The 26,511-nt window shown below is 54.1% G+C and carries 23 protein-coding genes; 8 read left to right on the top strand and 15 right to left on the bottom strand.

Annotation, left to right across the window (positions count from 1 at the left end):
• From ACETWG_07775 to ACETWG_07765, 3 genes are all read left to right on the top strand, one after another.
• Positions 1–3,292: DUF5107 domain-containing protein (locus ACETWG_07775; protein ID MFB0516487.1), on the top strand; the 3,292-nt coding region annotated here is incomplete at its 5' end.
• A gap of 220 nt (positions 3,293–3,512) precedes the next feature.
• Entirely contained in the window at positions 3,513–3,917 is a 405-nt protein-coding gene (locus tag ACETWG_07770; GenBank protein MFB0516486.1) for a hypothetical protein, read from the top strand.
• Positions 3,918–4,203: 286 nt separating this feature from the next.
• Complete coding sequence (locus ACETWG_07765; protein MFB0516485.1) at positions 4,204–4,551, top strand: hypothetical protein; 348 nt, start codon at positions 4,204–4,206, stop codon at positions 4,549–4,551.
• Positions 4,552–5,168: 617 nt separating this feature from the next.
• On the opposite strand, the gene ACETWG_07760 is transcribed toward ACETWG_07765, so the two are convergent.
• Both ACETWG_07760 and ACETWG_07755 read right to left on the bottom strand, forming a co-directional pair.
• On the bottom strand, positions 5,169–6,593 hold the full coding sequence (locus ACETWG_07760) for an RtcB family protein (GenBank protein MFB0516484.1): 1,425 nt from the start codon (positions 6,591–6,593) through the stop codon (positions 5,169–5,171).
• Positions 6,586–6,999, bottom strand: coding sequence for an archease (locus ACETWG_07755; protein MFB0516483.1), 414 nt, complete (start codon positions 6,997–6,999; stop codon positions 6,586–6,588). The genes ACETWG_07760 and ACETWG_07755 overlap by 8 nt, the downstream gene beginning before the upstream one ends.
• Positions 7,000–7,268: 269 nt before the next feature.
• Here ACETWG_07755 and ACETWG_07750 point away from each other — a divergent pair, with 269 nt between their 5' ends.
• The 4 genes from ACETWG_07750 (at position 7,269) to ACETWG_07735 (ending at position 10,602) form a co-directional block, all read left to right on the top strand.
• Entirely contained in the window at positions 7,269–7,844 is a 576-nt protein-coding gene (locus ACETWG_07750; GenBank protein ID MFB0516482.1) for a flavin reductase family protein, read from the top strand.
• Positions 7,845–8,044: 200 nt separating this feature from the next.
• Positions 8,045–8,629: a GNAT family N-acetyltransferase gene (locus ACETWG_07745; protein ID MFB0516481.1), complete on the top strand. Its 585-nt coding sequence runs from the start codon at positions 8,045–8,047 to the stop codon at positions 8,627–8,629.
• A gap of 32 nt (positions 8,630–8,661) precedes the next feature.
• A complete protein-coding gene (locus ACETWG_07740; protein MFB0516480.1) occupies positions 8,662–9,573 on the top strand; it encodes a radical SAM protein in 912 nt (303 codons plus the stop codon).
• A gap of 294 nt (positions 9,574–9,867) precedes the next feature.
• On the top strand, positions 9,868–10,602 hold the full coding sequence (locus tag ACETWG_07735; GenBank protein ID MFB0516479.1) for a helix-turn-helix domain-containing protein: 735 nt from the start codon (positions 9,868–9,870) through the stop codon (positions 10,600–10,602).
• Between the two features lie 77 nt (positions 10,603–10,679).
• On the opposite strand, the gene ACETWG_07730 is transcribed toward ACETWG_07735, so the two are convergent.
• The 13 genes from ACETWG_07730 to ACETWG_07670 all read right to left on the bottom strand — a co-directional run bounded on the left by ACETWG_07730 (position 10,680) and on the right by ACETWG_07670 (position 25,014).
• Entirely contained in the window at positions 10,680–11,285 is a 606-nt protein-coding gene (locus ACETWG_07730; protein ID MFB0516478.1) for a hypothetical protein, read from the bottom strand.
• A 216-nt stretch (positions 11,286–11,501) separates the two neighbouring features.
• Positions 11,502–12,689, bottom strand: a complete 1,188-nt coding sequence (locus tag ACETWG_07725) for a metallophosphoesterase (GenBank protein ID MFB0516477.1) — start codon at positions 12,687–12,689, stop codon at positions 11,502–11,504.
• 158 nt (positions 12,690–12,847) lie between these two features.
• Entirely contained in the window at positions 12,848–13,747 is a 900-nt protein-coding gene (locus ACETWG_07720; protein MFB0516476.1) for a PfkB family carbohydrate kinase, read from the bottom strand.
• Between the two features lie 15 nt (positions 13,748–13,762).
• Positions 13,763–15,115, bottom strand: coding sequence for an MFS transporter (locus ACETWG_07715; protein MFB0516475.1), 1,353 nt, complete (start codon positions 15,113–15,115; stop codon positions 13,763–13,765).
• 64 nt (positions 15,116–15,179) lie between these two features.
• Positions 15,180–16,175, bottom strand: coding sequence for an inositol 2-dehydrogenase (iolG, locus tag ACETWG_07710; GenBank protein MFB0516474.1), 996 nt, complete (start codon positions 16,173–16,175; stop codon positions 15,180–15,182).
• Positions 16,172–17,179, bottom strand: a complete 1,008-nt coding sequence (gene iolG / locus ACETWG_07705; protein MFB0516473.1) for an inositol 2-dehydrogenase — start codon at positions 17,177–17,179, stop codon at positions 16,172–16,174. Before iolG (ACETWG_07705) ends, iolG (ACETWG_07710) begins: the two co-directional genes overlap by 4 nt.
• Positions 17,180–17,262: 83 nt before the next feature.
• Positions 17,263–18,219 carry a sugar ABC transporter substrate-binding protein gene (locus tag ACETWG_07700; GenBank protein ID MFB0516472.1) on the bottom strand — a complete coding sequence of 319 codons (957 nt, stop codon included), beginning with the start codon at positions 18,217–18,219 and terminating at the stop codon, positions 17,263–17,265.
• 19 nt (positions 18,220–18,238) lie between these two features.
• On the bottom strand, positions 18,239–19,186 hold the full coding sequence (locus ACETWG_07695; protein MFB0516471.1) for an ABC transporter permease: 948 nt from the start codon (positions 19,184–19,186) through the stop codon (positions 18,239–18,241).
• Positions 19,183–20,679, bottom strand: coding sequence for a sugar ABC transporter ATP-binding protein (locus ACETWG_07690; GenBank protein ID MFB0516470.1), 1,497 nt, complete (start codon positions 20,677–20,679; stop codon positions 19,183–19,185). Before ACETWG_07690 ends, ACETWG_07695 begins: the two co-directional genes overlap by 4 nt.
• Positions 20,680–20,755: 76 nt before the next feature.
• Entirely contained in the window at positions 20,756–21,559 is an 804-nt protein-coding gene (gene iolO / locus ACETWG_07685) for a 5-keto-L-gluconate epimerase (GenBank protein MFB0516469.1), read from the bottom strand.
• 5 nt (positions 21,560–21,564) lie between these two features.
• Positions 21,565–22,659, bottom strand: a complete 1,095-nt coding sequence (gene iolN, locus ACETWG_07680; protein MFB0516468.1) for a 3-dehydro-scyllo-inosose hydrolase — start codon at positions 22,657–22,659, stop codon at positions 21,565–21,567.
• A gap of 31 nt (positions 22,660–22,690) precedes the next feature.
• Complete coding sequence (gene iolM / locus ACETWG_07675; GenBank protein MFB0516467.1) at positions 22,691–23,878, bottom strand: scyllo-inosose 3-dehydrogenase; 1,188 nt, start codon at positions 23,876–23,878, stop codon at positions 22,691–22,693.
• A complete protein-coding gene (locus ACETWG_07670; GenBank protein ID MFB0516466.1) occupies positions 23,875–25,014 on the bottom strand; it encodes a GntR family transcriptional regulator in 1,140 nt (379 codons plus the stop codon). The genes iolM and ACETWG_07670 overlap by 4 nt, the downstream gene beginning before the upstream one ends.
• A 427-nt stretch (positions 25,015–25,441) precedes the next feature.
• Between ACETWG_07670 and ACETWG_07665 the strand changes: the two genes are divergently transcribed.
• A partial coding sequence (locus ACETWG_07665) for a carboxypeptidase-like regulatory domain-containing protein (protein MFB0516465.1) occupies positions 25,442–26,511 on the top strand: 1,070 nt, incomplete at its 3' end.

Raw genomic sequence — 26,511 nt, 5'->3', positions numbered from 1 at the left:
CACCGGACCGGCCTACTCCGACGTGAAAGTCCGGGAAGAAACCCTCGTCCTGCCGACCTATCCCCTGGGAGCGGACGAGATCCTCCCCATCTATTACCAGGGAAACGCCTACCAGGGCGCTACCCGCTCGGTCTATCCTTACCCCTTCATGGATGCCCTGACCGACATCAAGGAGGAGCGATCCTATCAGGCCCTATATCTGGAAAACGCTTTCATCAAGCTGTGCGTGCTGCCGGAGCTCGGTGGACGCATTTTCTACGCGGTGGACAAGACCAACGGCTATGATCTGTTCTATCGCCAGAGCGTGATCAAGCCCTGTCTCGTGGGGATGCTCGGGGCCTGGATAGCGGGCGGGGTCGAATGGAACTTCCCCCACCACCATCGCGCTTCAACCTTCATGCCGGTGGAATATGCGCTTCAAGCCAACCCGGACGGCAGCAAAACCATCTGGATCGGCGAATTGGAGCTCCGGCACCGCATGAAATGGACGCTGGGGCTTACTCTCTTCCCGGACCGATCGTATATCGAAGTCACCGTCAAACTGTTCAATCGAACGCCCTTTGTAAACTCAATGCTCTTCTGGACTAACGCCGCCGTCCACGCCAACGACGACTACCAGGTCTCCTTTCCCCCCGGCACGCAGTACGCCACCTTTCACGCCAAAACCGACTTCACCGAGTGGCCTATTTCCCACCAGGTCTACCGGGGGATCGATTTCAGCGCCGGCGTCGATATCAGCCGCTACCGGAATTACCAGGCCGCCACCTCTTTCTTCGCCTGGAACTACGAGGACGATTTCGTAGCCGGCTACGACCATGGCAAGGAAGCCGGCCTCGTCCACGTCTCCAACCACCACCTTGCTCCGGGCAAGAAAGTGTGGACCTGGGGCAAAGGTCCGGAGGGCCAGGCCTGGGAAAAGATCTATACCGACAACGACGGCCCTTATATCGAGATCATGACCGGCGCCTATACCGACAATCAACCGGATTACAGCTGGTTCCAGCCCTACGAGGTGCGCACCTTCAAGGAATACTGGTATCCTTTAAGAGCGCTGGGAGGCGTCAAGGAAGCCAATAGCAATGCGGCCATCAACCTGGAGATTCTACCCGACGACAAGGTGTGGGTCGCCCTGAATACCACCGCCAGGCACAAAGATGCGCGAGTCATCCTCAGGGTCGGTGAGCAGCAGATACTCGATGAAGCAATCACCATCGCCCCGGACGCTCCGTTCGCCCGGGAGATTGAACTTCCCTCGGGAGTGGACCGGGAGCAGCTCCAGGTGTACCTTCTCTCAGCTGAGGGGCAGGAGCTGGTCAGCTATCACCCGGTAGTGAAGGCGAAGGCTCCCTTCCCGGAAACCGTCAGCTCCCCGCACCCGCCCGGTGAAGTTGAAACGGTGGAAGAGCTTTGCCTGATCGGCCTCCGGCTGGAGCAGTTCCATCACGCGAGTCTGGACCCGGCTCTGTACTATAAGGAAGCCCTGCGCAGAGACCCCGGGAACAGCCAGGCGAACACGGCATCAGGGATCTACTTTTGCCGGCGCGGACGGTTTCAGGAGGCTGAGGCGTGCTTGAACCGGGCCCTGGATAGACTCACCATGAATTATACTCACATCAGAAGTGGAGAGGCATTCTACTACCTGGGGGTCGCCCTCCGGGGTCAGGGCCGATATGCAGAGGCCTTCGACTCCTTTTACAGGGCCACCTGGTCGCAGGACTTCCAGGCGGCCGCCTTTTATGCCCTGGCGGAGCTGTCCTGTCTGAAGGGGGACTACTCCGGGGCCCTGGAATTGGTCAACCGGTCGCTCGCCGCCAACCGGCTCAATATGAGCGGGAATGGTCTCAAGGCGACGCTGCTCAGGAAGTTAGGCCGTCTTAATGAGGCCCGCGGAACGGCCCGCTTGACGGTCGATTCGAATCCCCTGGACTTCCGGGCGCTAAATGAACTGTACCTGCTGGCGAAGCTGGAGGGAAAACGAAGGGAAGCCGAGCGGCTACTCAGTGATCTGACGACCAGGATGCGGGATGCCGATCAACTGTATCTGGAGCTGGCCATCGACTACGGCAATTGCGGCCTCTGGGACGATGCATTGCAGGTCCTGGCCAGACGCACCGCCGCCGTGGACCAACCGACCATCTTCCCGATGCTGCTTTATTATTCGGGCTATTACCTGGACCGGCAGGGCTCGCGGGAAAAAGCCTTCCAGAACTACCAGCTCGCCAGCCAGCTGCCGCCCGATTACTGCTTCCCTTTCCGACTGGAATCTATCGCGGTCCTGGAGCAGGCGATAAGCCGTAATCCGCAGGATGCCCGCGCAAAATACTACCTGGGGAACCTGCTGTTTAATATCCAGCCCGAAAATGAGCGCGTACTCCAATTATGGGAAGAATCCGCGGCGCTGGAGGATAGCTCCTTCCTGGTAAACCGCAACATCGGGCTGTTCTATGGACGGATAAACAAGGACTATCAGCGAGCCATCGTCAGCTACGAAAAAGCCATCGCCTGCAACCGTAAGGTCGCCAGGCTCTTCTCGGAATTGGATAGGCTCCACGAGATGGCCGGAACCCCTCCGGAAAAGCGTCTGGCACTATTGAAGAGGCACCACGAGACCGTCAGCCGCCGAGATGATGCCCTCACGAGCGAGATTGCCCTGCTCATCCTGATGGGCAACTATGATCGGGCGATCCAGCTTTTGAATGAGCATCAATTTCATGTCTGGGAAGGCGGCGGGGACATCCGAACGGTCTACGAAAACGCCCATTTGCTGAAAGGACTTGAGCTTGCGCGAAAGAAGCAGCACCGGCAAGCCCTGCAGCATTATCGGATGTCGTTGGCCTACCCGGGCAATCTGCAGGTATGGCGAGCCAAAAGCGGAATTGAGCCGAAAGTGGACTATCTGATCGGTACCGCCTACGAGGACCTGGGTGACTTGAGCCGGGCCAGAGAACACTTCAACAGGTCCGTCGCCTATCAGCGGGATTTATCGGACCTCAGTTACTACCAGGGAATGGCCCTGCGCAAGCTCGGCCGTATTCACGAGGCAAATATCATCTTTGAACGATTGCTCCAGCAGGGCCGGGATATGTTGAAGGCCGAACCGCCCCTTGATTTTTTCGCAAAATTCGGCTTCCAGCAATCGGAAAATGTATGGCGAGCACAAGCCCATTACCTGCTGGGGCTGGGACATGCCGGCCGCAACGAAAGCGGAATGGCTGGAGCGGAGTTTCGCGAGGCTCAACGACTGGATGCCAATCACCTGTGGTCCAGGTCAATGCTGGCAGCGGGAGATTGAATAGCACCGGCGCACCCGGCAAGTATATATCCCCCCTCTCAGACCTACCATCATCGTGAGTCCCGGCAGGGCGGGGCTCAGCCGAACGGACAAGCGCGGGCGGTTTATTTATTCAAGCCCCAAGCCTCCAGAACTCCCGGAACTTTTCCCTGCCCGGCGAGTCTAATCCGCAACAATCCAATCCGATTCACTAATACAATCAACCAACAAGAGGAACAAGATGGACCTGAAGGATAAACTGAACTTATTATGGAAATATCTCTTTCTGGCCGTTGTGCTGGCCTTTGTTATACTGCTATTCGTGAGCCGCGCCGGGTATCGCGATCGCTTCCCCCGCGCCTTCTACGGCCACCCGCATGCGGGCATGTCCTTTATACACGAGGGCGGTGATCTGGATAAGGTGAAGGACATCAGGGTAGAGAAGAAGATTACCGACAAAGGTGACACCACCGTGAGCGTGTGGGTGAATGGCAAGAAGGTTGACAACCCCGAGGAATACCTGAAGAAGATCGAGCAAGAGTTCAAATCGGGTGACATCCATATTCTGAAATGGAAAGACGAGCAGGGCAAGAAAGTGAAGAAAAAGGTCCGGGTCGAGGTAAAAGAGGAGGAGGATGAGGATTAGGACCGGTCTGGTTTCCTGAAAGCCGTCCGATAATTAGCTTAACGTAACTGACGGCTCCGGGGCCTGCGTGCCTGCGGGGCCGTTTCTTATACTGCCCGGACGATATCCCGCTTCGGTGATGGGAAATAGCTTGCCGCCGCTGAGGTGGGGATAACCATTCCAGGTGATTAGCGATAACAACTGTCAAATGGGAAAATGGTAAAGTAGGATTCTCCCACTTTTTTCTTGCGCTATATCAAGCGCCGAGATTAATATTCCCTTGCAGGCAATGAAAAAGGAGGTAGGAATGCGGGGTGAAACAGAAAGCGGGACTGATGCTCCTGATAGAATTGAGTTATCAGGACAGCAGTTCCAGTTCATTGAATCAAGGCCCTTTGATAATAAGCACAGGATTAACTTGGGAAAGAAAGTATTTGAGCTGTTAAAAGGACTTGGCTCCATCGAGAGCTTTAAGGTCTATGCCAGCGAAGAAGGATTCCTACTACTCACGCCAATGGTTCATATACCTGCCAATGAGATGTGGATCTGGCGGGACCCGGAGATTAGAGAGAGCTTCAGGAAAGCTCTCGGAGACGCACGAGAAGGCAGGATAACAAGGGTTGATGATCTCGATAGCTTCCTTGGCTCTCAATAGCAGTATTGGTCAGAATCCAAGGGAAGGCCAATGGCGTTTACTTTATTATTCACCGAGACCAGTAAGCAGCAGTTGGAGAGATTGGGAAGGAGCAAATCAAGCATGGAGGAACATAAAGCAGTTACCAAGACGCTGCGCTTCCTCTCTGATAATCCACGACACCCCGGCCTGAATAGCCAGCGATACCGCTCATTAAGGGGGCCAAACAGAGAACCGGTGTTTGAATCATACGCCCAACCTAGGCGGCCAAGCGCCTATAGGGTATTCTGGTACTATGGCCCCCAACCGGGTGAAATAACAATCTTGAACATCGTGCCGCACCCATAAAAATTCCCGGTAGCCAGGCCAATATCCTCGTTTTAATCCTTCTCCCCGCCCAACATGCTCCCGCTTAAGCGCCCCGCAGGGCCACACGACTTTTCAGGCTAAGTGAAGACGGAAGTCTCAGGGGCTTGCCCGGCGTGGTGTAATGTAGCCGAGTGATCTCAGCGGGTCTTCCTTGACGTCCTGGCGTCCCATCCCCCGCCATCGGCGGGGTTCGGTCCGGCTCAGGGCGGGGCTCAGTCGAACGGACAAGCCTTGGCGGTTTATTTCTTCAAGTCCCAAGCAGCCAGCCGCTACCCCTTAACAACGGCCAGGGGCGTCATCCGGGCCACCTTGCGGCTGATGTTCAGCTCGTGCATAACCGCGATGACTTCGTCGATATCCTTGTAGGCTTGCGGGGCTTCCTCGGCGATGGACCGCCAGCCGCCGGCGCGAACCGCGATGCCTTTCGATTCCAGCTGCTTCTGGACCTCCTCCCCCCGGAGGGTTCTCAGCGCGGCTCTGCGGCTGATGACCCGGCCGGCACCATGCGCGCAGCTACCGAAGGTCAGCTCTTCCGACTCCCGCGTGCCGATCAGCAGATAAGAGGCCGTGCCCATACTACCGGGGATGAGCACCGGCTGACCCACCTCCCGGTAAGTAACGGGAATCTCCTGCCTCCCCGACCCGAAGCTGCGGGTGGCGCCCTTACGATGGACGCAGACCGTCCGCTTCCGGCCATCTATGACGTGCTCCTCGAACTTGGCGATGTTATGGCACACGTCGTAGAGCGTTTCCACCGTAACGTTTGGGAACAGGTACTGCATCTCTTCCCGGGTCCAATGGGTGATGACCTGGCGATTGGCAAACGCGAAGTTCATGGCAGCGGCCATGGCGGCAACGTAGTCTTTACCAAGCTGGCTTTTGATGGGGGCATGGATGAGTTCCCGGTCAGGCAGGTCTTCGATGCCGTATTCGCGCTCCATCTGCTTGATGTAATCGGAGGCCACCTGGTGTCCCAGGCCGCGTGATCCGCAGTGAATCATAATCATGATCTGGCCTTCAGACAGCATCAAGGCCCGGGCCACTTCATCATCATAGATCTCTCCAATGACCTGGATCTCCAGGAAATGGTTCCCCGCCCCCAGGGTGCCTAATTGCCCGATACCGCGCTCCTTGGCCCGCTGTGACACCTTACCGCTATCGGCCCCCTGCATGCACCCCTCTTCTTCCAGGTGCAGATAGTCCTGCCGGCTGCCATAGCCCTTGTCGACTATGTAGGGCGCACCACCTTCCAGGACGTTATCCAGCTCCCGACCCGTCAGTTTGAATTTGCTGCCGCGGCCAACGCCGGAAGGAATCTTGCGGTAGAGCGCTTCGACGACCTCTTTCTGCCGGGCCAGAATGTCCGGTTTCGTCAGATTAGTCCTTAACAGACGGACCCCGCAGTTTATGTCGTATCCCACGCCGCCGGGGGAAATGATACCTTCATCCAGATCAAAGGCCGCCACCCCTCCGATGGGGAAGCCGTAGCCCTGATGCGCATCGCTCAATACCATCGAGGCCTTCAGGATACCCGGAAGAAAAGCGACGTTCTGCACCTGCTCGAGGGTCCTGTCCCTGCTGATGGCCTTTAACAGCTTCTCCGAAGCGAAAACCGTCCCGGGGACTTTCATCCCCCCCTTCATGGGTATTTCGTATATATACTTCGAGACTCGCTTAAGTTCTATTTCAGACATCTAGAACCACCTGTGCTAACCAAGTATTGTTCTCTTCTCTCACGACCATATCGCTATAAGTTACAGCCTTGATTCCCAGATAAATCTCGTAATTCCCCGCCAGATCTCCAACCGCTTCAGCGTCCAGTCTCAATTCCCGGTCGTCTATCGCAATAGTCTCAACTTTTGCGAGCAGGAAACTCCGGCTGTCGAACAGAACCAGGAACTCCTCCAGGAAATTATAGAGCAGATTTTCCAGGTCCCGGCCTTCAACGTGCACCCGTACGCTGCTTCGGGCACTGATTTTCTCCTTACACATCAAGCTGGCCATGGCGAGGGCAGCATTCGTAAATAACTCTTCCAGGGTTGCGCCGAAGGCCTGGAACTTCACGTCCGCGGTGTGGTCCAGGAATCTGTATTTCTTCATCTCAGGTGCTCATAGCGCAAATCATAGGGCATATCTCCAAATACTTCCGGTCATGATTGTACGTCTTTATAACTAATACCCTACGGGTCAAAAACTACAAGCGACACGCAACTCTTACAATGTATTAAAACGGGTCTGCTTAATCTATAGCGCAGGAATTTTAGAATCGCGGAACCGGTTTCTCAGCCCTTAAAATAGGTCGTGCTAACCCAAACTCAATTAAGCACTATTACGGAAATGCCGGGATTTATTATCGGAGGGGACTTATTATGAAGCGTTCCGTCGGTGCCAGGCCGATCGTCTATCCGGCTCCGGTTTTTATTATCGGTACTTATGACGCAAACGGAAAACCAAACGTCATGGCCGTCTCCTGGGCTGGTATATGCGCTAGCATGCCCCCCTGTGTGTCAATCTCGATCAGGAAGGCCACTTACACCTATGGATGCCTGATGGAGAGGAAAGCGTTTACCGTCAGCATACCTTCAGAGACTCACATTAAGGAAGCTGACTACTTTGGCAGTGTTTCCGGTCGTGAGACCGACAAGTTCAGCGACACCGGCCTCACGGCGGTAAAAAGCGACCTGGTCGATGCCCCCTATGTGGCCGAATTCCAGTTTGTGCTGGAATGCCGGGTTATTCAAATCCACCAGATCGGCTCTCATACCCAGTTCATCGGTGAAATCATTGACATCAAGGCCGACGAAACCGTACTTGATAAAAATGGTCGTCCTGATATAGAACTGATCAAGCCTTTTTGTTACACACCTGAGCAAGGAGGATATTACAGTATCGGGAAGCAACTGGGGACTGCCTATTCGATGGGCAGCGCCTACATTAAGGTATAAGACCGGGTGGCAACAACTTTACGCTTCAAGGCGATTGCCCCGTTATCTGCTTTCCATGTCTTCTCGAGGCCTCACCTGCTGGGCAAACCGCCAATCAACATTATCGCTGCCTGCCATCCCGATCCGAGCTTACTTTGCCTTGAAGGTGCATAGTTTCATATCTTTCAGCAGATGACCACTATTCATCAGGAGGATTTCCAATGAAGAAGATATTGCAGCTGAAGGATGGTGCCAGCATCACTATCCGCCCGATGAGGAAAGATGACCTCGCAAGATCCCTGGCCTTTTTCCAGGCACTCCCTGAAGAAGATCGAAGGTACCTCCGAAGAGAGGTCACGAGTCCCGAAGCCGTCGAGGAACGCATCAAGGAATTGAGATCGGGAAAAGTGAAGCGCCTGGTTGCCATATTCAATGAAGAGATCGTGGCCGACGGATCACTTGAGCTAGAGACCCAGGAGTGGAAAAAGCACATGGCTGAGATAAGGCTTATCATAGCCCGTCCCTTTCAGCGCAGAGGGCTCGGTACCCTCATGGCGCGCGAATTATATTTACTCGCCGCCCGGGAAAGGGTCGAGGTAATCGTCGTCAAGATGATGGGACCGCAGATCGCGGCTCGAGGGATCTTCAAAAGGCTGGGGTTCTCCGAGGATGTAATACTGAGTGAATATGTTAGAGACCGCGGTGGTTCAAAACAGGACCTGATCGTGATGCGGTGCAACCTGAAGTCCCTGATGAAGGAAATGGAGGATCACCTGGCCGATACCGACTGGCAACGCACCCGATAAACCCCCATCGAAAACTCATTCAGCGAGAGCTTATGTTGACAGAAATACATTTCCTTTTAACCTATACCTGCAATTATGAATGTGACCACTGTTTCCTGTACTGCGGCCCGAACTCGGAAGGGACCTTCACTATCAAGCAGCTCCGGAATGTCTTCGCGGAGATACCGATTATTGGAAGTATCGAGAAGGTATATTTCGAAGGGGGCGAACCGTTCTTGTTCTATCCCCTGCTACTGGAAGGTACCCGTATCGCTCGCAATATGGGATTGAATGTCGGCATCGTTACCAATTCCTACTGGGCCACCTCCGCCGAGGATGCCGAACTGTGGCTTAAACAGCTTCTCGAGCTGGGTGTCGCAGACATCTTCATAAGCGACGATTCGTTCCACCGCGACAAAGCGGAAGACAATCCCGCCGGAGCGGCCCTGGCGGCGGCGGAAAATTTAGGGCTGGCAGCGTATACGATCTGTATTGAAGAGCCCTCTGTCCAGACAGAGGTACCCGGCAGCCCGGATAAGGGTTCGGCCATCGTCGGGGGGAGCGTTGTGTTTAGAGGACGGGCCGTGGAAAAATTGACCACGGGATTACCAACTAGAGCAGGGGCAGAATTGACTCAGTGCCCCTATGAAGACTTGGAAACACCCACCAGGGTGCACATTGATCCATTCGGCAATGTCCATTTTTGCCAGGGCTTGAGTATCGGCAACATCCGGGAAACACCATTATCCACGCTGCTGAGGAACTATGTTGCCGATTCACATCCAATCTGCGGACCCCTGGTAAAAGGTGGTCCTGCACTCCTGGCCAGAACGTACAACGTTAAGCACGCAGCGAATTATGTCGATGAATGCCATTTCTGTTATCTCACCCGGCTGGCTCTGATTGAACGGTTCCCCCAATACCTGGCCCCCAGACAGGCATACGGACTCGATCAGGGATCATGAACCTGCCATTGCCCACATTCCAGGCCTGAAATCCCTGTCTCATCGGATACAGACCGGATACGTGGCCGGACGTCCTGCTGCTGAAGTGATATACCACAAGCCAGCAAGGGTATTCTCAGTACCGGGTTTAGCCCATGATTCATAGCCGGCTGCTCCTCGGCTATCAGGCCGAAAGATAACGATACGAGCAGCGGTCGAGATCATTATAAATTATTAGCAGGCTAAGAGAACGGCCAATCGACCTTCGTGGTGTGACACATCCGATAGTAAGGTAGGCACAAAAGACAGTAAAAAATGCAGCCCAGCGACCGTGTAATGACCGTCGAGCACGACAAGATCGGTAAGCGACTCAGGCAGATCAGGACTTACCTGGGGGAAACGCAGACGGTGTTTGCCGAGCGGTTCGGACTGTCCCGCCGGGATATTTCCAATTACGAACTGGGCCAATGCGAGATCCCTTCGGGTGTCCTGGCTGAACTGGATCAATTGGGATTTCGAGTGGATTGGCTGCTCAACAGCAAAGGGGAGATGTTGACGCCACTACCAGAAGGTCCGACAACTGATATCAACAGTGGGATGAGGATAACTACCGGAGAGCCAGCGGGGATCAATCTGAGGTGGTTTTTGGCCATTCCGATCGCTTTCCTCGTATGGTTGCTGATGGACTTGATCGTACCGCCAATTTTCGGGTTCCTTATTCAAGAAATCGACCATGTTACCGCCTTCTTTAGCCACCTGGCAGCGGTAGTAGCTGCGGGTTATCTCTCGTCCAAGAGATTTCTGTGGCCGACCATAGCTGTAATCACGGTAGTCCTGGTTTCCATCCGTCTGGTTATGATTGTTCAGGTATTGGATTCGACCGGGGAGTATATTGGCCTATATGTGATCGAAACCACTTCCGCTCTGGCAGGGTTGGGGTTGGGTATTCTACTGGTCTTTAGAAATTGGGTGAAATCATCCTCAGCTTCGCAGGCTGAAGACTCGCTGAACTTCGATAAGGCGCCACAGCCCCGGAACGATGTTCGGTAGAGGTTGCTGATACGCAGTTGGAACTAAAGAGTCCGCGGGATACGGTCTAGTTGATGGTCCGCAGGCTTGCAGGGCCGTTAAAAGGACGCCTGAAAATTATCCTCAAACGCGACCATCCAGTTATCAGTCTCCGTCTTATCGATGATTATCATTCCCTCTGCCAACAGTTTTTGAACAAACTTCTGCCGACGGGGATCGTCGGGCTCGAAGGGCAGCAATTCGTCAATTTTCCGGTTGAAATCCTGAAAGTTGACGGATCGCTGTTTGTCAAACACGTGATTCTTCAGGTCGTGGTGCATTTTCATTGATCGTACCCAGTTTTCAAGTGCACTGAGGCGCTCACCAAGAGTGACCGGTTCCGAAAGATTCGGTTCCAGAACACTTCTAACGATCTGGTCCCTTCGATGAAAGCCCCGAATTACGAAAATCACGAAAAAGCACAGATAAGAAACCAGTGCCAGTCCAAGTATATAAATAACAGGGAGATTGTTATAGGAAGTTGTGAGCAGTGATATCACCGCCCCGGCCAGAGCAGCAAAAATGCCAAAGAAAACAGCTGCCCAGACTAAGATGGACTGAGACTGCTCTATTTCTGAGAGCGATACCATTGGCAGGAGGTCTCTCCTGGTAGAGAGCAGGTTTAAAGCATTCTGAATATTAAAGGGCTTATTTTCGTTTACCATAGCTTCACCGGCCTCCTTCGCGATATCCATTGAGTTATCAAACTAGAATCCCGCTCTTCGATTGTATACGATGCCATCCCATCCAGTCAAGGACCACTAAATTCCTTATCGGTTTCATAATTTAAGACTTTAGATCATAATCACAAGGCATTCAGAGACAATTTGGCCTTATCAATCCCAAATCCGCATTGCAGGCCCGATTGATTCAAGGCTGTTTCAGTCCAGTATCTCAGTATGCCTCAGGAAATATTGCCTGCCCCGGTCCCTGTCACGATAAATCTCTACCTTTGCCCCCTTGCTGTCTACATAAAATTTGAGGAAGGTACTTTTTGAGTAGGGATAACTTTCCCAGAATGATTGGAAATATTGGTTCCTTGTGGTGCTGTCCTTTTGCGATTCCAAGTAAAATTGCGAAAAGGCTTTAAAGGCTTGTTCGTCGCTGAGTTCCTTGGAAGAGAGCCCTCCTGAAAGTTCCATATATTCGAGGGCTTTTTTTACGATACTTACCCTAGAGTTAAAAAATTCCCTGATCGATTGATCTTCCGTCTGCCCGCGTTGTCGCCCTTCCTCGATTGCCTCGGCCAACCATAGAAGTAATTGTTCGGGCGGATCTGTTTCCATCCCCCGACAGTGGCCGGCGTCGATTTGCCACAGTCCGTTGAGCTTGGAAAACGAAGCCGAATGGGTGTGGCCATGAATATAGGCGGTGACGCCATATTTCAGAAGCAGCCGATGGAAGTTAAAGGCGTTCTCTGGATATTTGTCCAGCGAATCCCCCTGATGCCGGAGGCGACCATTGTCAATGTCCGGCACCGCAATAATAGGCTCGTGGCCAAAAACAATAATCTGCTTCTTCGTATTAGCGGCCAGGTCCGCCTCCAGCCAGGCCAACAACTCCGGAACTACATCACCATCGGTACCCATATCAGAGCTGCCGTCGTAATATTGGTTCAGGACCACAAAATGAGTATTGCCCCAATCGAAGGAATAGGTAGTCTCCTCACATCCTGCCGGGCCTTTGCGAACGATGTTTGGAAGGGATGCTCCACCCTTGTTGTACTGCCGCAGATACTCAACATTTGAAGCTGCCTCCAGCTCATGGTTGCCCATGACCGGATACCAGAGATAATCGGCACCGAATACCTGGGTAAGCATCTCCCGGACTGACTGCGGCGGGTCGACGTCTCCAGGGCTTACCATAAATGCGCCTTTTCCGACTTCACGGATAGCCTCACAGACACCCAGGAAGTACCAGGGATAGCGATACTCTTCGGTAGCGGCGTAACGCATGTCCGCCGTGACGATAAAGGTGAAAGCCCTCTGGCCATCCCTTTGAACGTGCGCACAGGACAGTAATCCGATAAGCACAGCAAACAGGACAAACCGGAGATTATGTTTGCTCATAACATTCCCCTTTCGATAAAGCGATAATTCCCAATAAAGTCTGCAATACGGATGACTCTAAGAATGAATACTCTGATAATGTAATTTGTACAGGGAATAGTTCGAATTAAAGCAGGCCATATCATCCCAGGGTAATGACTTGTCTACAGGCCAAACGGCTAATCCCGCCTATATTTCCGCGCAATTAGATCCTCAACCTCATGCAGTTCCCTGCGAATCGGGCCTTCGGATTCCATTTTCAAGCTGGTAACCGCAGCCGCCCAGATGGTGGCTTCCGCTGGAGGGGCGGTAAATCGTTTGGCTATATACGCCGATATGCAGGTATCGCCGCGACCGCTGCGGCCCACCAGCTTTTCAGGGAAGAAGGCTACTTCGTGGAATTGTCCATCGGCGTAGACCAGCAGGCCGTCACGGTGAGTCAGTACAACTTCCCTGGGTCCGTAATCCGCCAGCACGTGCGCGGCAGTTTTGATGTTCGTCTCACCGGTGAGAAACTCAGCTTCCACGGCATCGGTTTTCAGCGCGTCCAGCAGGGACAGCACTGGCCGCTTTTCCGGCCATTCCTCGTAGACTAGCCTGCCATTGGGAGCTATGACTCGAATAAAGCCCTGGACATCGGCAACCAGCAACGCGTCCTTTTCCCTTAGTCCCTGGATAACCTCCAGGGGGACCTCATCCCGAATTGAGGCATTGATAATGAAGGCCTTGGCCCGCAGACCCTCGAATTGATCGAGACTATAGGGCCCGGCGAATTTTGTGCAGTAGAGCACTCGATCATCCAAATTGGAGGTTGGATATTCCAGGCGCATGTGGGTGGAGGTGGAAGTAGCGGTTGCGAATACGTCAATACCCACCTGTTCGAGGGCTTCTACTACCCGGAAATCTTCCCTTGCCAGCCGGGTAACGGCGGCCACCCTGAGCCCCAGCAGAGCGGCTGCATGGGCTCCGTAGTTGAAACCGCCGCCATCGACGTATCTCGTACCGGAAGGGCTGACAATAGTATCTTTGGTATAGTTGCCAAAAATGGCGATGTCGTAAACTGCGATATCTTTTTCCATAAAAGTGCCCAAGACCTAATCACTCACTTTGGCACGCCAGAGAGTGGCCGCAAGTATCATGGATATGATCGACCCTCCGATCCAGAACGCTACCGCGGTACTGAAGTCATAGTGCCGTACTCCCGCCACCATGGTAGTTCCGTGTTCAATCAACATGCCACTGATCTGATCCTGAATGCCGGCGCCAAAATAACTGAAGACCCCGATCAATCCCATGACGGCCCCGGCTGCTTTTTTAGGTACGATATCAATCGCAAAAAGTCCTCCCAGAGCAGCGAGCAGGCCGCTGAGGGTGAAGCCGTAAATCACGAAGGCGATGGTCAAAAGCAGCGGCTGCCCCGCAGGACCGTAGAAAATAACGAATAGCGCCATGATTTCGATAATTCCGAAGATGAGGGTTACCGGTGGCCGCCGGGCCCGGAACAGATGGTCGGAGATGAAACCGTACGCGATGCAGCCCACGATACCGGCCAGTGTATTGAGTCCTAGAATGCCGCCCGCTTCCACCAGGGAATACCCCTTGGCTTCCTGCAAGTAGAGAAAACCCCAGCTGTTGATGGCATAGCGGGTCATGTACATGGTGGCGCTGGACAGGCCCAAAATCCAGATTGCGGGCATTTTAAGTATGCGCAGCTGGGCCGCGCCGGTCTTAAGCGGTTGACCTTCATGATCCGTGACGATCACACCATGATCGTTTTTCCAATCGGCAACCGATGGTAAGCCCAGGGTTTGAGGCCGGTCCTGCATGATAAGGTAGATCGCAAAGGCGACGAAGATACAGATTATCCCCGGTCCCCAGAAGCCTGCCTGCCAGCCGAAGAAACTGACCAGCGCCGCCGAGCCTACAAAAGTAAGCCCCTCGCCAATGGCGTGCCCCGTGCTCCAGAGGCCGTAAAACCGGCCGCGCTCCCGGTTGCTGAACCAGTTAGCGAGGGTGACGGCGCCAGTGGGCGCTCCGAATCCCTGGAACCAGCCATTAAAAGCCCACAGGAGCACCCATATCCAGATGAGTTCGCTCCGGCCCATGGCCAGATTCACCAGTGCCGAGAGCAATACCCCGATGGCGAAAAAACGTTTGACATTGGCGTGATCGGCCAGGAAACCGTTGGTCAACTTCCCCAGGGCATAGCCATATAAAAGCCCCGATCCAATGACACCCAAATCATAGGCCGACAGAAGCCCCATATCTATCAGCGGCTTTTTCACAACGGACAGTCCCAGCCGGCAGGTATAGGCGATGCCATAGCCGACCGTGATCGCCAGCATTACCGATAAGCGATAACGTTTATATAGACGATCTATTTCCTGCTGATCAGCGAGTACTGGCTGCTCTGCTCCGGCAGCAAACCAACGTAGCGGTTGAACCATAATATTTTCTTAAATGCACTTCGTTGATGAGATTCCGACTTACAGGGTATAAATCCTCGTTAATCTACTCCCTGATCTTAACCGGTTCACGACGTTTAAGAGCTTCTCTGGCGGCAATACCTATCAACGTTGCAGCCAATCCATCCTGGCCGTTGACAAGGGGCTTTTCATCCTCCTTGATCGCTTCGATAAAGGCCTTAATCTCCGCTCGGAAGGATTCCTGATAACGTTCCAGGAAAAAGTACAGCGGCTTTTCAGATACCACTCCCTCGGCGGTCATCCGGACAGTTTGGGTAGGAGTACGATTGGCAGCGGTGATGCTACCTTTAGAGCCGAAAACCTCGATGCGTTGATCATAGCCATATACCGCCTGACGACTGTTATCGATGACCGCCATGGCGCCACTTTTCAATTTCATTGTAGTAATCGCCGTGTCAACGTCACCCGCCGCACCGATGGCCGGATCGATCAGGACTGCGCCCACCGCAAAGACCTCTTCCGCCTCACTGCCGGAAAGGTACCGGACCATATCGAAATCGTGGATGGTCATATCGAGAAACATACCGCCAGAGGTCTTCACGTAATCCAGCGATGGTGATGCTGGATCCCGGGCAGTGATCTTGATCAGGTAGATGCGCCCGATTTCACCTGCGTCCACCGCCTCTTTGAGCCGCATAAAATCGGGATCGAAGCGCCGGTTAAACCCGACCTGAAGTTTCACGCCTTCTCCCTCGACCACCTGCAGAGCCTGCCGGATATGGTCCGGTTCCAGTGCGATCGGCTTTTCACAGAATATGTGCTTCCCGGCTCGGGCGGCGGCGATAATCTGCTCCGCATGCAACGGTGAGGGCGAGAATATCAGCACGGCCTCGATTTCATCGTCTGAGAACACGGCATCGGGTTCCCGGGTGGTAGACAAGCCCCACCTTCGTGCCCATTTATCATCAAGGAACGGGTCGGCAATAACTTTCAGACGAGCGTCAGGCATCTTAAGAATATTTTCAGCATGGAGCTTGCCGATCCTCCCGGCCCCAAGCGCCCCTAAGATCACCGGCCTCATGATGCCACCTTTACTGGTCTGTTCTGCTTAAATGATTGTTGAGCCGCCCGGGCAATTCTGACAGCCGCCAGGGCGTCTGCTCCGGATACCGGCACTGGCGTCCGCTCGCGGATACTGGCAAAGAACGCCCGCAGTTCGGCTATAAAAGCCGCTTCAAACCGCTCGACGAAAGAGTAGTGCGGTTTATCGGTAAATACGCCGCTGGCGGTGCTCCATACTGTGTTGGTGGGGGTGGTATTACGGGCACTGATGCTCCCCTCCGACCCGAACACCTCAACCTGCTGGTCATATCCGTAATTGGTCTCGCGGCTGAGATCGATGATGCACAGTGCGCCGCTGGTGAGTTTGAGCGTGATCAGGGCCGTGTCGATATCACCCAACCTTTCGATCTCAGGATCGATCAGCACCGTCCCCGCCGCGTAGACTTCCGCCACCTCGCTGCCGCTCATGAAGCGGATAGTATCGAAATCATGGATGCTGAAATCCATGAAAAGGCCGCCTGAATCCGGGATAAAGGCCGGATCGGGTCGGATGGGATCGCGGTTCGTGATCCTGATAATGTGGGGCGTGCCGATCTTTCCGGAGGCGACAGCTTCCTTTACAACGGCGAAATCCGGGTCGAACCGGCGGTTGAAACCGACCTGGAGTTTAACCCCGGCCGCCTTGACAGCTGCGATGGCCTCGGCAACCTTTTCCGCCGTGAAGGCGATGGGCTTCTCGCAGAAAATCTGCTTGCCAGCCAGAGCGGCTGCTTTGATCATATCTACGTGGGTGTCAGAAGGGGTTGCGATGACAACCGCCTCGATTTCGGGGTCTTCCAGGATCTTTCGTCGGTGATCAGCACCGATAGGAATCCCAAGCGACCTGGCCCACTCTTCGTCCAGCTCGCAGTCCGCCACCGTCTTTAACGATACATCAGGGAGATGGCGAACAATGTTGCTGGCGTGCATCCTGCCGATGCGTCCCGCACCGATTAGTCCGGCTACGATCTGTCTCTTCGCCATAATTTTCGTACCTTAGTATTAAGACCGAAACGAAGGAATCATTCCCCGCATTAAATCGTCGTTTATCGCCTGATTGGGGTAGTTTAAATCGAACCTGCGTTTTGCCTTGTGATCAGTTCTATTGTGACCGGTATTTCTCCAGGGATACTCTGGCCGTTGAGCAAACGATATGCATTTTCAATGGCGAGTTTCCCCATTTCGGCTGGATGCTGGGCCACCGAGCCATCCATGGTACCCTCCAAAATGGCCTCCCGTGCTTCGGGGAGCGCGTCAAATCCCACCACGATCAAGTCACCGGTCTTCCCGGCGGCGGCAATGGCTTCGATTGCCCCCAGGGCCATCAGGTCACTGCAGGTAAACAGGGCCTGAACCCCGGGATGGGACTGAAGGATATTCTGGAAGACGTTGAATCCCTGGTCCCTCTCCCAGTTGGCCGTCTGGGAGGCTACAATTTCAATGCCCGGGATCTGATCCACCACCTGATGGAAGCCGCTCAGCCGGGCGTCACCGGTCTCATGGCCGGGAATCCCCTCGAGGATGGCTACCTTGCCTTCACCCTCCAGTCGCTTAACGAGGTATTCAGCGGCAATTCTTCCACCTTCCACGTTGTCGGAACCGATGAAAGTGGCTACCTGACCGCCGGACTCCTCAAGCGTGGCGGCATCCACACGGGTATCGACCACCAGAATGGGGATCCCGGCGCGATTGGCCTTCACAATAGCCGGGACGATTTCCTTGGAACCGCTCGGGGTTACACAGATCGCGTCTACTTTCCGCTGTATCAGGTTCTCAATGATCTGCATCTGTTTTTCAACATCCACCTCACGTTCGGCCGCTTGCACGACCAGGTTTACCCCCAATTTTGAGGCGGCACCCTCGGCACCCCTTTGCATATCGATGAAAAAGGGATTATTCAGGGTCTTCATAACGAGGGCAATGGTAAAGCCGTCAGCCGCTGACTTATCGCCCCGTCCACAGGTGCTGATAGCAAGCAGCGATACTCCGGCCAGTAGAAAGATGATGTGCTTACATTTACTCATTTTCGGATGCACCCCTTTTTTATTTGCGCTGCTTTTTCAAGGCCATATCCATCAACACCGCGATGATGATCACGGAACCGATAACGGTCTGCTGGACGAAGGAGGAGACTCCTAAGAGATTAAGCCCGTTTCTCAGGACACCCATGATCAGGGCTCCGATCAGGGTTCCGATAACCCGTCCTTCGCCGCCCATCAGGCTGGTGCCGCCGATCACGGTAGCCGCTATGGCGTCCAGTTCATACATCATGCCGGCAATTGGTTGGGCCGAGTTTAACCGCGCGGTCAGAATGATGGCGGCCAGTCCGCTCAGCATCCCGCACAGACCGTACACCACGGCCTTATAGTACTTCACGTTCACACCGGACAGCACCGCGGCTTCCTCGTTGCCCCCGATGGCATAGGTGTAGCGGCCTAATTTGGTGCGGGTCAAAACCACATGGGCGATAACGTAGACCAGCACCATAATGATCACCGGGACCGGTATATGCAGAATTTCTCCCGTCGCCAGATAGCGGAAACCTGATGAGAAGCCGGAAATCGGCCGGCCCCCGGTGTAAAGCAGGGCCGCTCCCCGCGCCACACTCATCATGCCCAGTGTCGATATGAAGGGCGGCAGGCGACCGTAAGTTATGAGCATGCCGTTTACCAGCCCGCAAAAAGCACCCACTACTAAACCAATCAAAATTGCTATCGGCAAGGGGATGGCGGCCTGCAGGGCACTCGCGAGTACCACCCCGGAAAAGGCCACAATGGACCCCACTGACAGGTCGATCCCGGCGGTGATAATGACGAAGGTCATGCCTACGGCGATGATGGCGTTGATAGAAGTCTGCTGGGCAACGTTCAGCAGATTGGAGATGGTCAGGAAATAGGGCGTCAGGATCCAGAGGGTAATGATCAAACCCAGCAGCCCGATCAGGGTGCCGAACTGCCGCCCGTAGTGCAGCAGAAAATCTCTGGGGGTCATGCTGCCCCTCCCAGGGCACAGTGCAAGATCTTCTCCTGGGTAGCCTCCCGGGCGGAAAACTCCCCGGCGATCCGCCCCTGGTTCATCACCATAACCCGGTCGCTCATACCCAGGATCTCGGGCAATTCCGATGAAATCATTATGATGGCCACACCCTGCGCTGTAAGTCGATTCATCAACTGATAAATCTCTACTTTCGAACCCACATCGATGCCCCGGGTAGGTTCATCGAATATGAGAATATCCGCCTGGCAACAAAGCCACTTGCTGATCACCACTTTCTGCTGATTGCCGCCACTCAGGAACATGACCTGCTGATGCAGGCTGGGGGTTTTAATGCGCAAGTCCCTGACATATTGGGCGGCAACCTGGCTCTCCTCCCTGATGTCAACGAAACCTAATCTGGAAAGCCGTTCCACACTGGGAAGGCAGATGTTATCCTTGGCGGAGAGGATCATGATCAGCCCTTGCGACTTGCGGTCCTCTGTGAGCAACCCGACCCCCAGATTGATAGCCCGGCGGGGCGACTTAATCCTCTGGCGCTTCCCCTTGATGTAAATCTCACCTGAATCGATCTTCTCCGCACCGAACAAGGACCGCGCCAATTCGGTACGCCCGGAGCCCAACAGACCGGCGACTCCCAGTACCTCTCCCCGGTGAACCGAAAAACTGATATCGTACAGCACTCCTTTTCGGCTCAGACCGCTTACGCGCAGTACCTCCTCCCCTGTGACAGCTTTCTGCTTGGGGAAATGCGCTTTCAGCTCCCGGTTCACCATCATGCTGATGAGTTCTGATTTGGTGACCTCCGATACATCGCGAGTACCGACATATTTTCCATCGCGCAATACGGTAACCCGGTCGCCGATCTCAAACAGCTCTTCCAGCCGGTGTGATATATAGATTATCGAGACCCCCTTCCGCTTCAGCTGGCGGATGGCACTAAAGAGCTCCGTTATCTCATTTTCGGTAAGAGCCGAGGTGGGCTCGTCCATGATCAGGACTCTGGCATCCAGGGACAGGGCTTTCGCAACCTCAACCATCTGCTGTTGGGCCACGCCCAATTCGCCCACCGGCTTGCGGGCATCGATCTCAACACCCAGGTCGTCCAGGATGCTCTGTGCCGAGGTAAATATTTCCCTTTGATTGATCAGGCCCGGAATCTGAATCTGCTCGCGGCCCAGGAAGATATTCTCCCCGGCAGATAATTGCGGGACCAGATTGAATTCCTGATAAATGATAGCAATGCCCAACTCCTGGGCGTGCCTGGGACTTCTTATGTTCGTCTCCCGGCCGTTAAGAATAATCTGCCCCCCGGTCTTCTGATAAGCGCCGCTCAGTATCTTGACCAGGGTGGACTTACCGGCGCCGTTTTCACCCAGGAGGATATGAACCTCCCCCCGTTCGAGCTCAAACCGGACATCGTCCAGTGCGACCACACCGGGAAAGGTCTTCCGAATATGACGCATTTCCAAGACGGTGTCGTTTTTCATGAAACTAGGCTCATCATGCTGTAGGGCGGCAACTACCGCGGCGTTTCAAGGATTGCTCTCGTGGCCGAAATATGCGTTAGCTGGCCAGCCCCCGCATATATTCAACCGTTTTTTTCGCGGCAGTATCCGGATCGGGAAGCGGCAGAATCTCCGCCGACACAAAGCCCTGGTAACCGATGGAACTCAGTGTGTTGCAGATTTCGGCAAAGTCAATGTGGCCCGCTCCAGGGTACCAGCGATTGGAGTCGGCGATGTGGAAATGAAACAGCCGCTCTCTGGCCGCAATCATACTCCCGATCAGGGAGGGCTCTTCAATATTCATATGGAATGTATCGAGCAGGAGTCCAACATTATCCAGGCCGATAGCATCCAGCAGCCTTAAACCTGAAGCCACGGTGTTGATCAGGTCGGTCTCGTAGCGGTTTATGGGTTCGATGGCCAATTTCACCATCCTGTTTTCCGAGGCGCATTCTGTCATAGCCGCCCTCAACCAGCGTTCTGCCTGATCGTCACTCGTATCCGGTCCCTTTTTCCCGCGAACCAGGCCAATGATAACAATTGACCCTAGCTTATCAGCCAGACTCATGTGCGCTTTGATACGATCGATCGCTTTCCTGCGGATGGACGCCTCCGGATGGATGAAGGATAGACCTTCTTCCCCGAACGCTTGCCCCGTCCCTATGGCAGGCACCGGCAGAGCGTGTTTAGTGAGCAGGGAATTTAGTGCCGATAGGTCAAAGGAGCCCGGATCGCGAATAGCCAGTTCGACCCCGTCATAGCCCAGGCTTTTGATCTTGGCGATATTCCCCGCTAATCGCCCCTTGTAGGCCAGAGCGGAAAATGATGCCGGTTGCGTCGAAAGGACGATGCTGAGCTTCAAACGACCTATAGTCCCAGCTTCCGAATGGCATAGATCGGACGCCAACCTTCCGTAAACGGCTCTTTCAAATAGGGCTCCATCTCCTTTTCAGTTCTCATCGTGGTTTCTGCAACGGGCGGCAATTTACCGGCAGGAAAGGCTTTTAAAATCTCATCGTTTACCAGGGTGAGGTAGGATAAAATAGCCGCAATCGTCCTTCTGGCTTTCTTAGCGCTACTGATGGTGGGCCGGCCGACAACCCCCTCAGGCACAGAGGCCAATTCGATGGGGAAATGTCCCTGACCTTCAGACCATTTGCTGGGTCGCGCAAATGGATCAACCGCTTTATCAAAATGCCCATCCGGCAAGTACCCTTCCACCCGTGTCTCCTGAGCACGGGGTAGGTCGACGTATTCGGGTGCCATCAACAGCATGACCGAAGTTTCCGCCTCATCAGCATGGACGAAGTCATCTTCCCAGTCACCCCCACGATCCCTGGTCCGGAAAAACTCGCGCACAGCCCGATGCCAATCAATCACCCGAAAAATTCCCGGCAGGTTCCAGGTCTTCTGCAGCTCCTGGATGGCGGCTTCCAATAGCCATTGCTGACCATGATTGTTGATGATGATCTGCTTGCGAAAACCATCGTTCCAGAGTCCCACCATCACATCGATCAGAACCCGTTTGACGACTTCGTCCTCCAGATGGATCGTACCGGGCATACCGATGTGGTGATGCGGATGGCCACCATAGAGAAGGGGCGACCATACCAGATTAACCGGAGCCCCCCGCTTTGCGGTGAATCTGCGGACACCTTCCAGGATCTGGGTTACCATGAATATGTCCAGAGCAGTGACGGTATGGCGGCCATGCTGCTCGGTGCTACCCACGGGAATGAAAACGATGTCATTCTTCTTCCGATTCTCAACCACCTCATGGCGTATAGTCGTCTGGATATAAGTCCCCGCTTTGCTCAGCTCCGATGGGGACGGGATGCCATAATCGGCCAGGATCCGGTCAATCTCCTGCTCGGAGGCCTCCCAGATTTTCTTCTTCAAACGGCCGACTGACGTATCCTCAAAGCGAAGGTCTTCGCGATCAGTGGTAAGCCACTCAGTCATTTTATCACCCTTTCTTATCCTTTTTCAGGTTTCAGTCAAAGTCCTTGATAGTAATCTTCACTTCGTTGCGGTCGGTCTGAAGCATCACCAGATTTTGATCCACTTCATCCAGGCCGATTCTTTTAGTAATCATCGGTGAGACATCCATGCCCGAGGCCATGCAGCTGATCACATTCGGGAAAGTACCGTGACCGGAATGGCCCTGTGAGCCGACCACATTGGCCCGGCGGACCTGGAGAACCTCTCCGTTCAACTGGATGCGGTCATCGGCACGGGCCACCAGGACCACGGTTGTGTTCACAGCTCGGCCTTCCCAGATGATCCTTTCTACGTCCGGCCACACAATGCTGGGCAAGCCGGTGGCTTCAAGAATGATCCTGGCTCCGACGCCGTTGGTGATGTCCAGGACCGCTTCCGCCGCGTTCACTTTGGTCGGATCAACGGCGTGAGTCGCACCCATAGTGAGAGCCATTTCACGGCGTGACCCGGATGGTTCGGACAGGATCACAGCGGCAGCGCCGGAGCGTTTCAGGACGGCACAGGCGGCAGCGCCAATCGGCCCACCACCCAGGATGACCACATTTTCGCCGGCCCTGATCCCACCACCACGCTCGATTACAGCGTTATAGGCCACCGACGTCGGTTCCACCAGACTGCCCAACTCAAACATCTTTTCTTCACCATATTGACCCCGTAATCCCTCAAGGCTCCAGACGTAGCGGGCATCAACCTTGACGTATTGGCTGTAGGCCCCGTCGATGGAGAAGCCAAGTTCCTCCAGACGCTCGCAGTGGTTGGGGAAACCGTCAGCACAGGGCTTACACTGGGCACACCAGATCATCTCTTCGGAACAGACGGCCTCGCCAGCTTCATATTTTCTACCCGTCCGCTTATTTCTTGCCTCCTCGCCGGCATCCACAACGACCCCGGAAAATTCATGGCCCAGCGTTGCGGGGAACGCGGTCAAGCCGGGATAAAAAATATAGCCGCTGTCATCGCTCTGGCGCATGTGAACATCACTGCCACAGATCCCGCAGGCCTTCACCTCAATCAATACTTCGGTCGAGCCGGGTACAGGTAGGTCCTTCTCGATAATCTCTATCCGGGGATGCCGCCACACCTTGCTGCCCAAATAGGTCAATTTGCCTTCAATGTCTTTGGCTCCCAACTTGAATTCCGGCCTGGGATCCCATTCAGCAAAGAGAGTTGCCGCTTTCATATTTGTTCCTTTTCCATACTGGTGACTATAGAGGGTTCGTTATCAGAAATATCTTTTGCTAGCGCAAGTACGGATGAACGCTCTACCAGGTGCGATTTCAGTACCACGTGCTTGGGTTCCGTGATCTCGCCTTGAATACGCGACAGGATCAGCCTCAAGCTCTCCTGCCCCATCTCGTAGATAGGCTGGTGCATAGTCGTGAGCGATATCGTTATAAAGGGTAGATCATCGTATCCCACCAACGATATATCGTCGGGGATAGCGAGGCCTAATTGCCTTGCAACAGCATAGAATAATAGCGCGATTCGATCATGCCCGGCGAAGACGGCGGTGAAATTTCTCTTTTGTCTGAGAAGTGACTGGGCGAATTCCCGATACCGCTCCTTGATAAACGGGCCTGCGTCGGCGATAATGATCGCCGGATTGATCGGGATACCATGCTCTGCCAGGGCCGCCTTGTAGCCTGCCAGTCGTTCCCGCTCCGTGCTGAACAGGCTACCCAGGACGATAGCAATCCGTTGATGCCCCTTCTCGATGAGATAATTGGTAATGCTGTAGCCGCCGTTAAAATTGTCGGTGGTCACATGGTCAATTTCCAGGTTCGGAATGGTCCGGTCGGCCAGGACGACCGGTATTCCGCGCTTGGTGAATTTTTCAACAATCAGGCGATTTCTTTCATCCGAAGCAGCCGTCGGTATGAAAATCACCCCGCTGACTGAGTGTTCGATCAAACGATTGGCATGATATTCGGCCTTCAGATAGGAGTCATCGGTATTGCAGAGAATCAGGCTGTGCTTGTGACTGGCAGCCTCGTCTTCCGCACCGCGCGCCAGCTCCGGGGCATACCCGTGCCGGATATCGGGAATGCAAATACCGATAATCGTCTGTTTCTCGGTGGCAGTTCTCTGGATTTGTACGAAAGTACCCAGCCGTTTCTTCCGGTTCAGAAGGCCCATATTCACCAGATTGCCGATAGCCTGCCGAACAGTGGCCCGGGCCAGGCCGGCCATTTGGCTAAGCTCCTCTTCGGTAGGGATTCGATCCCCAGGCTTGAAGATCCCCTGCTCAATCTGCTCCATCAGCCAGGTCTGGAGCTGGAAATACTGGGGGATCGGACTGTCTCTATCGATAATCACTGGTGTGATCTTTCGTTATTGTCTAATTGTCTATACAATAATAAGGAGAGAATACTCCCGAATCAAGTTTTTATGGCTACGGCACAAAAGAAGCCCCATTGAGCGGTAATAACTTGATGTAAGCAATCCTAACAGGCAATAAATTTCATGACGGGGGAAATACAGTTATGCTCCTTCCTTCGCCCAATATTATTTGAGAACAAGGCTTTATCGAAATCGAAAGGCCACTTTCAGCCAGGCAGACATTCTGATGTGCTTGTCTCCAATAATGGCTTGACTTGCGTATATTCTTTTCGTATCCTTCACAGTAATTAATGTATATACATATGGACATTAACGAGGGCTCCCGCCCGACTGCGCCAGTCGCTGGAATATATATTGATGGATGGGGCGTTGAAGGGACCAATTTAAGTATTTGGAGGAACTTATGAAGACCTACCGAATCTCAATTATATCAACCATCCTTAAGATCCTAATAATCAGTACACTAACCTCCCAAATGCTGGGGGCGGCTACCATCACCGGTCGGGTCACGGATACCAATACCGGCAGCTTTCTCCCCGGAGCAAACGTAACGCTGGAGGGTACCAGGTATGGTGCCGCCAGTGACCGAACGGGAACCTACCGGATTGCGAATATCCCTCCCGGGACCTATGTTCTGATGGTCACCTATGTGGGCTATGAGGATTTTACCGTCGATCTCACTGTTCCGGATGAGGGAATAACCCAGGACGTTCAGTTGCAGCCGACGTACGTTGAGCTGGGTGAGATCGTGGTCGAAGGGCTGAGGCATGGCCAGGCCAAAGCCCTCAGCCAGCAGAAGGTCGCACCCAACATCATGAACGTCGTCGCCCGGGAACAGATGGAACGCTTCCCTGATCTGAACACCGCCGAGGTGCTCCAGCGCATTCCCGCCGTCTCGATCACCCGCGACCAGGGAGAGGGGCGGTTCATTCTCCTCCGGGGCACGGAGGCCCGCCTTAACGCGGTGTCCGTGAACGGCGAAAGGATCGCATCACCAGAAAGTGAGGACCGCTCTGTCACGCTGGATGTCGTCTCGGTTAACCAGCTCGCTTCTATCGAAGTAACCAAGGCGCCCACACCAGATATGGACGGTGATGCTATCGGCGGATCGGTGAACATGGTTACCCGAAGCGCTTTCGACTACAGCAAGCGGCTACTGAAGATTTCTGGTGGCAGCGGCTACAGCCAATTGATGGGGACGTCCCTTTTCCAGGGGGATTTCACCTTCGCTGACGTGTTTGGGGCCAAGAAAAACATCGGCATCACCTTCGGCGGCAATTTCTACCATTACCCTCGCGGTTCAGACAATAACGAGATGGATTGGGGCGGCGTTGAAGACACCGCCGGTACGGAAATTGATTGGGCCCTGCTGGATCTTGACCTCCGGGACTATTCGGTGGAGCGGAATCGCTACGGCTTCGCCGGTAACCTGGACTATCGCCTCAGTGAAGACCACCAGTTCCACGTTCGCGC

The organism is Candidatus Neomarinimicrobiota bacterium, from assembly GCA_041862535.1.
Lineage (GTDB): Bacteria > Fidelibacterota > Marinisomatia > SCGC-AAA003-L08 > TS1B11.
This window is presented reverse-complemented; position numbering and strand designations above follow the sequence as displayed.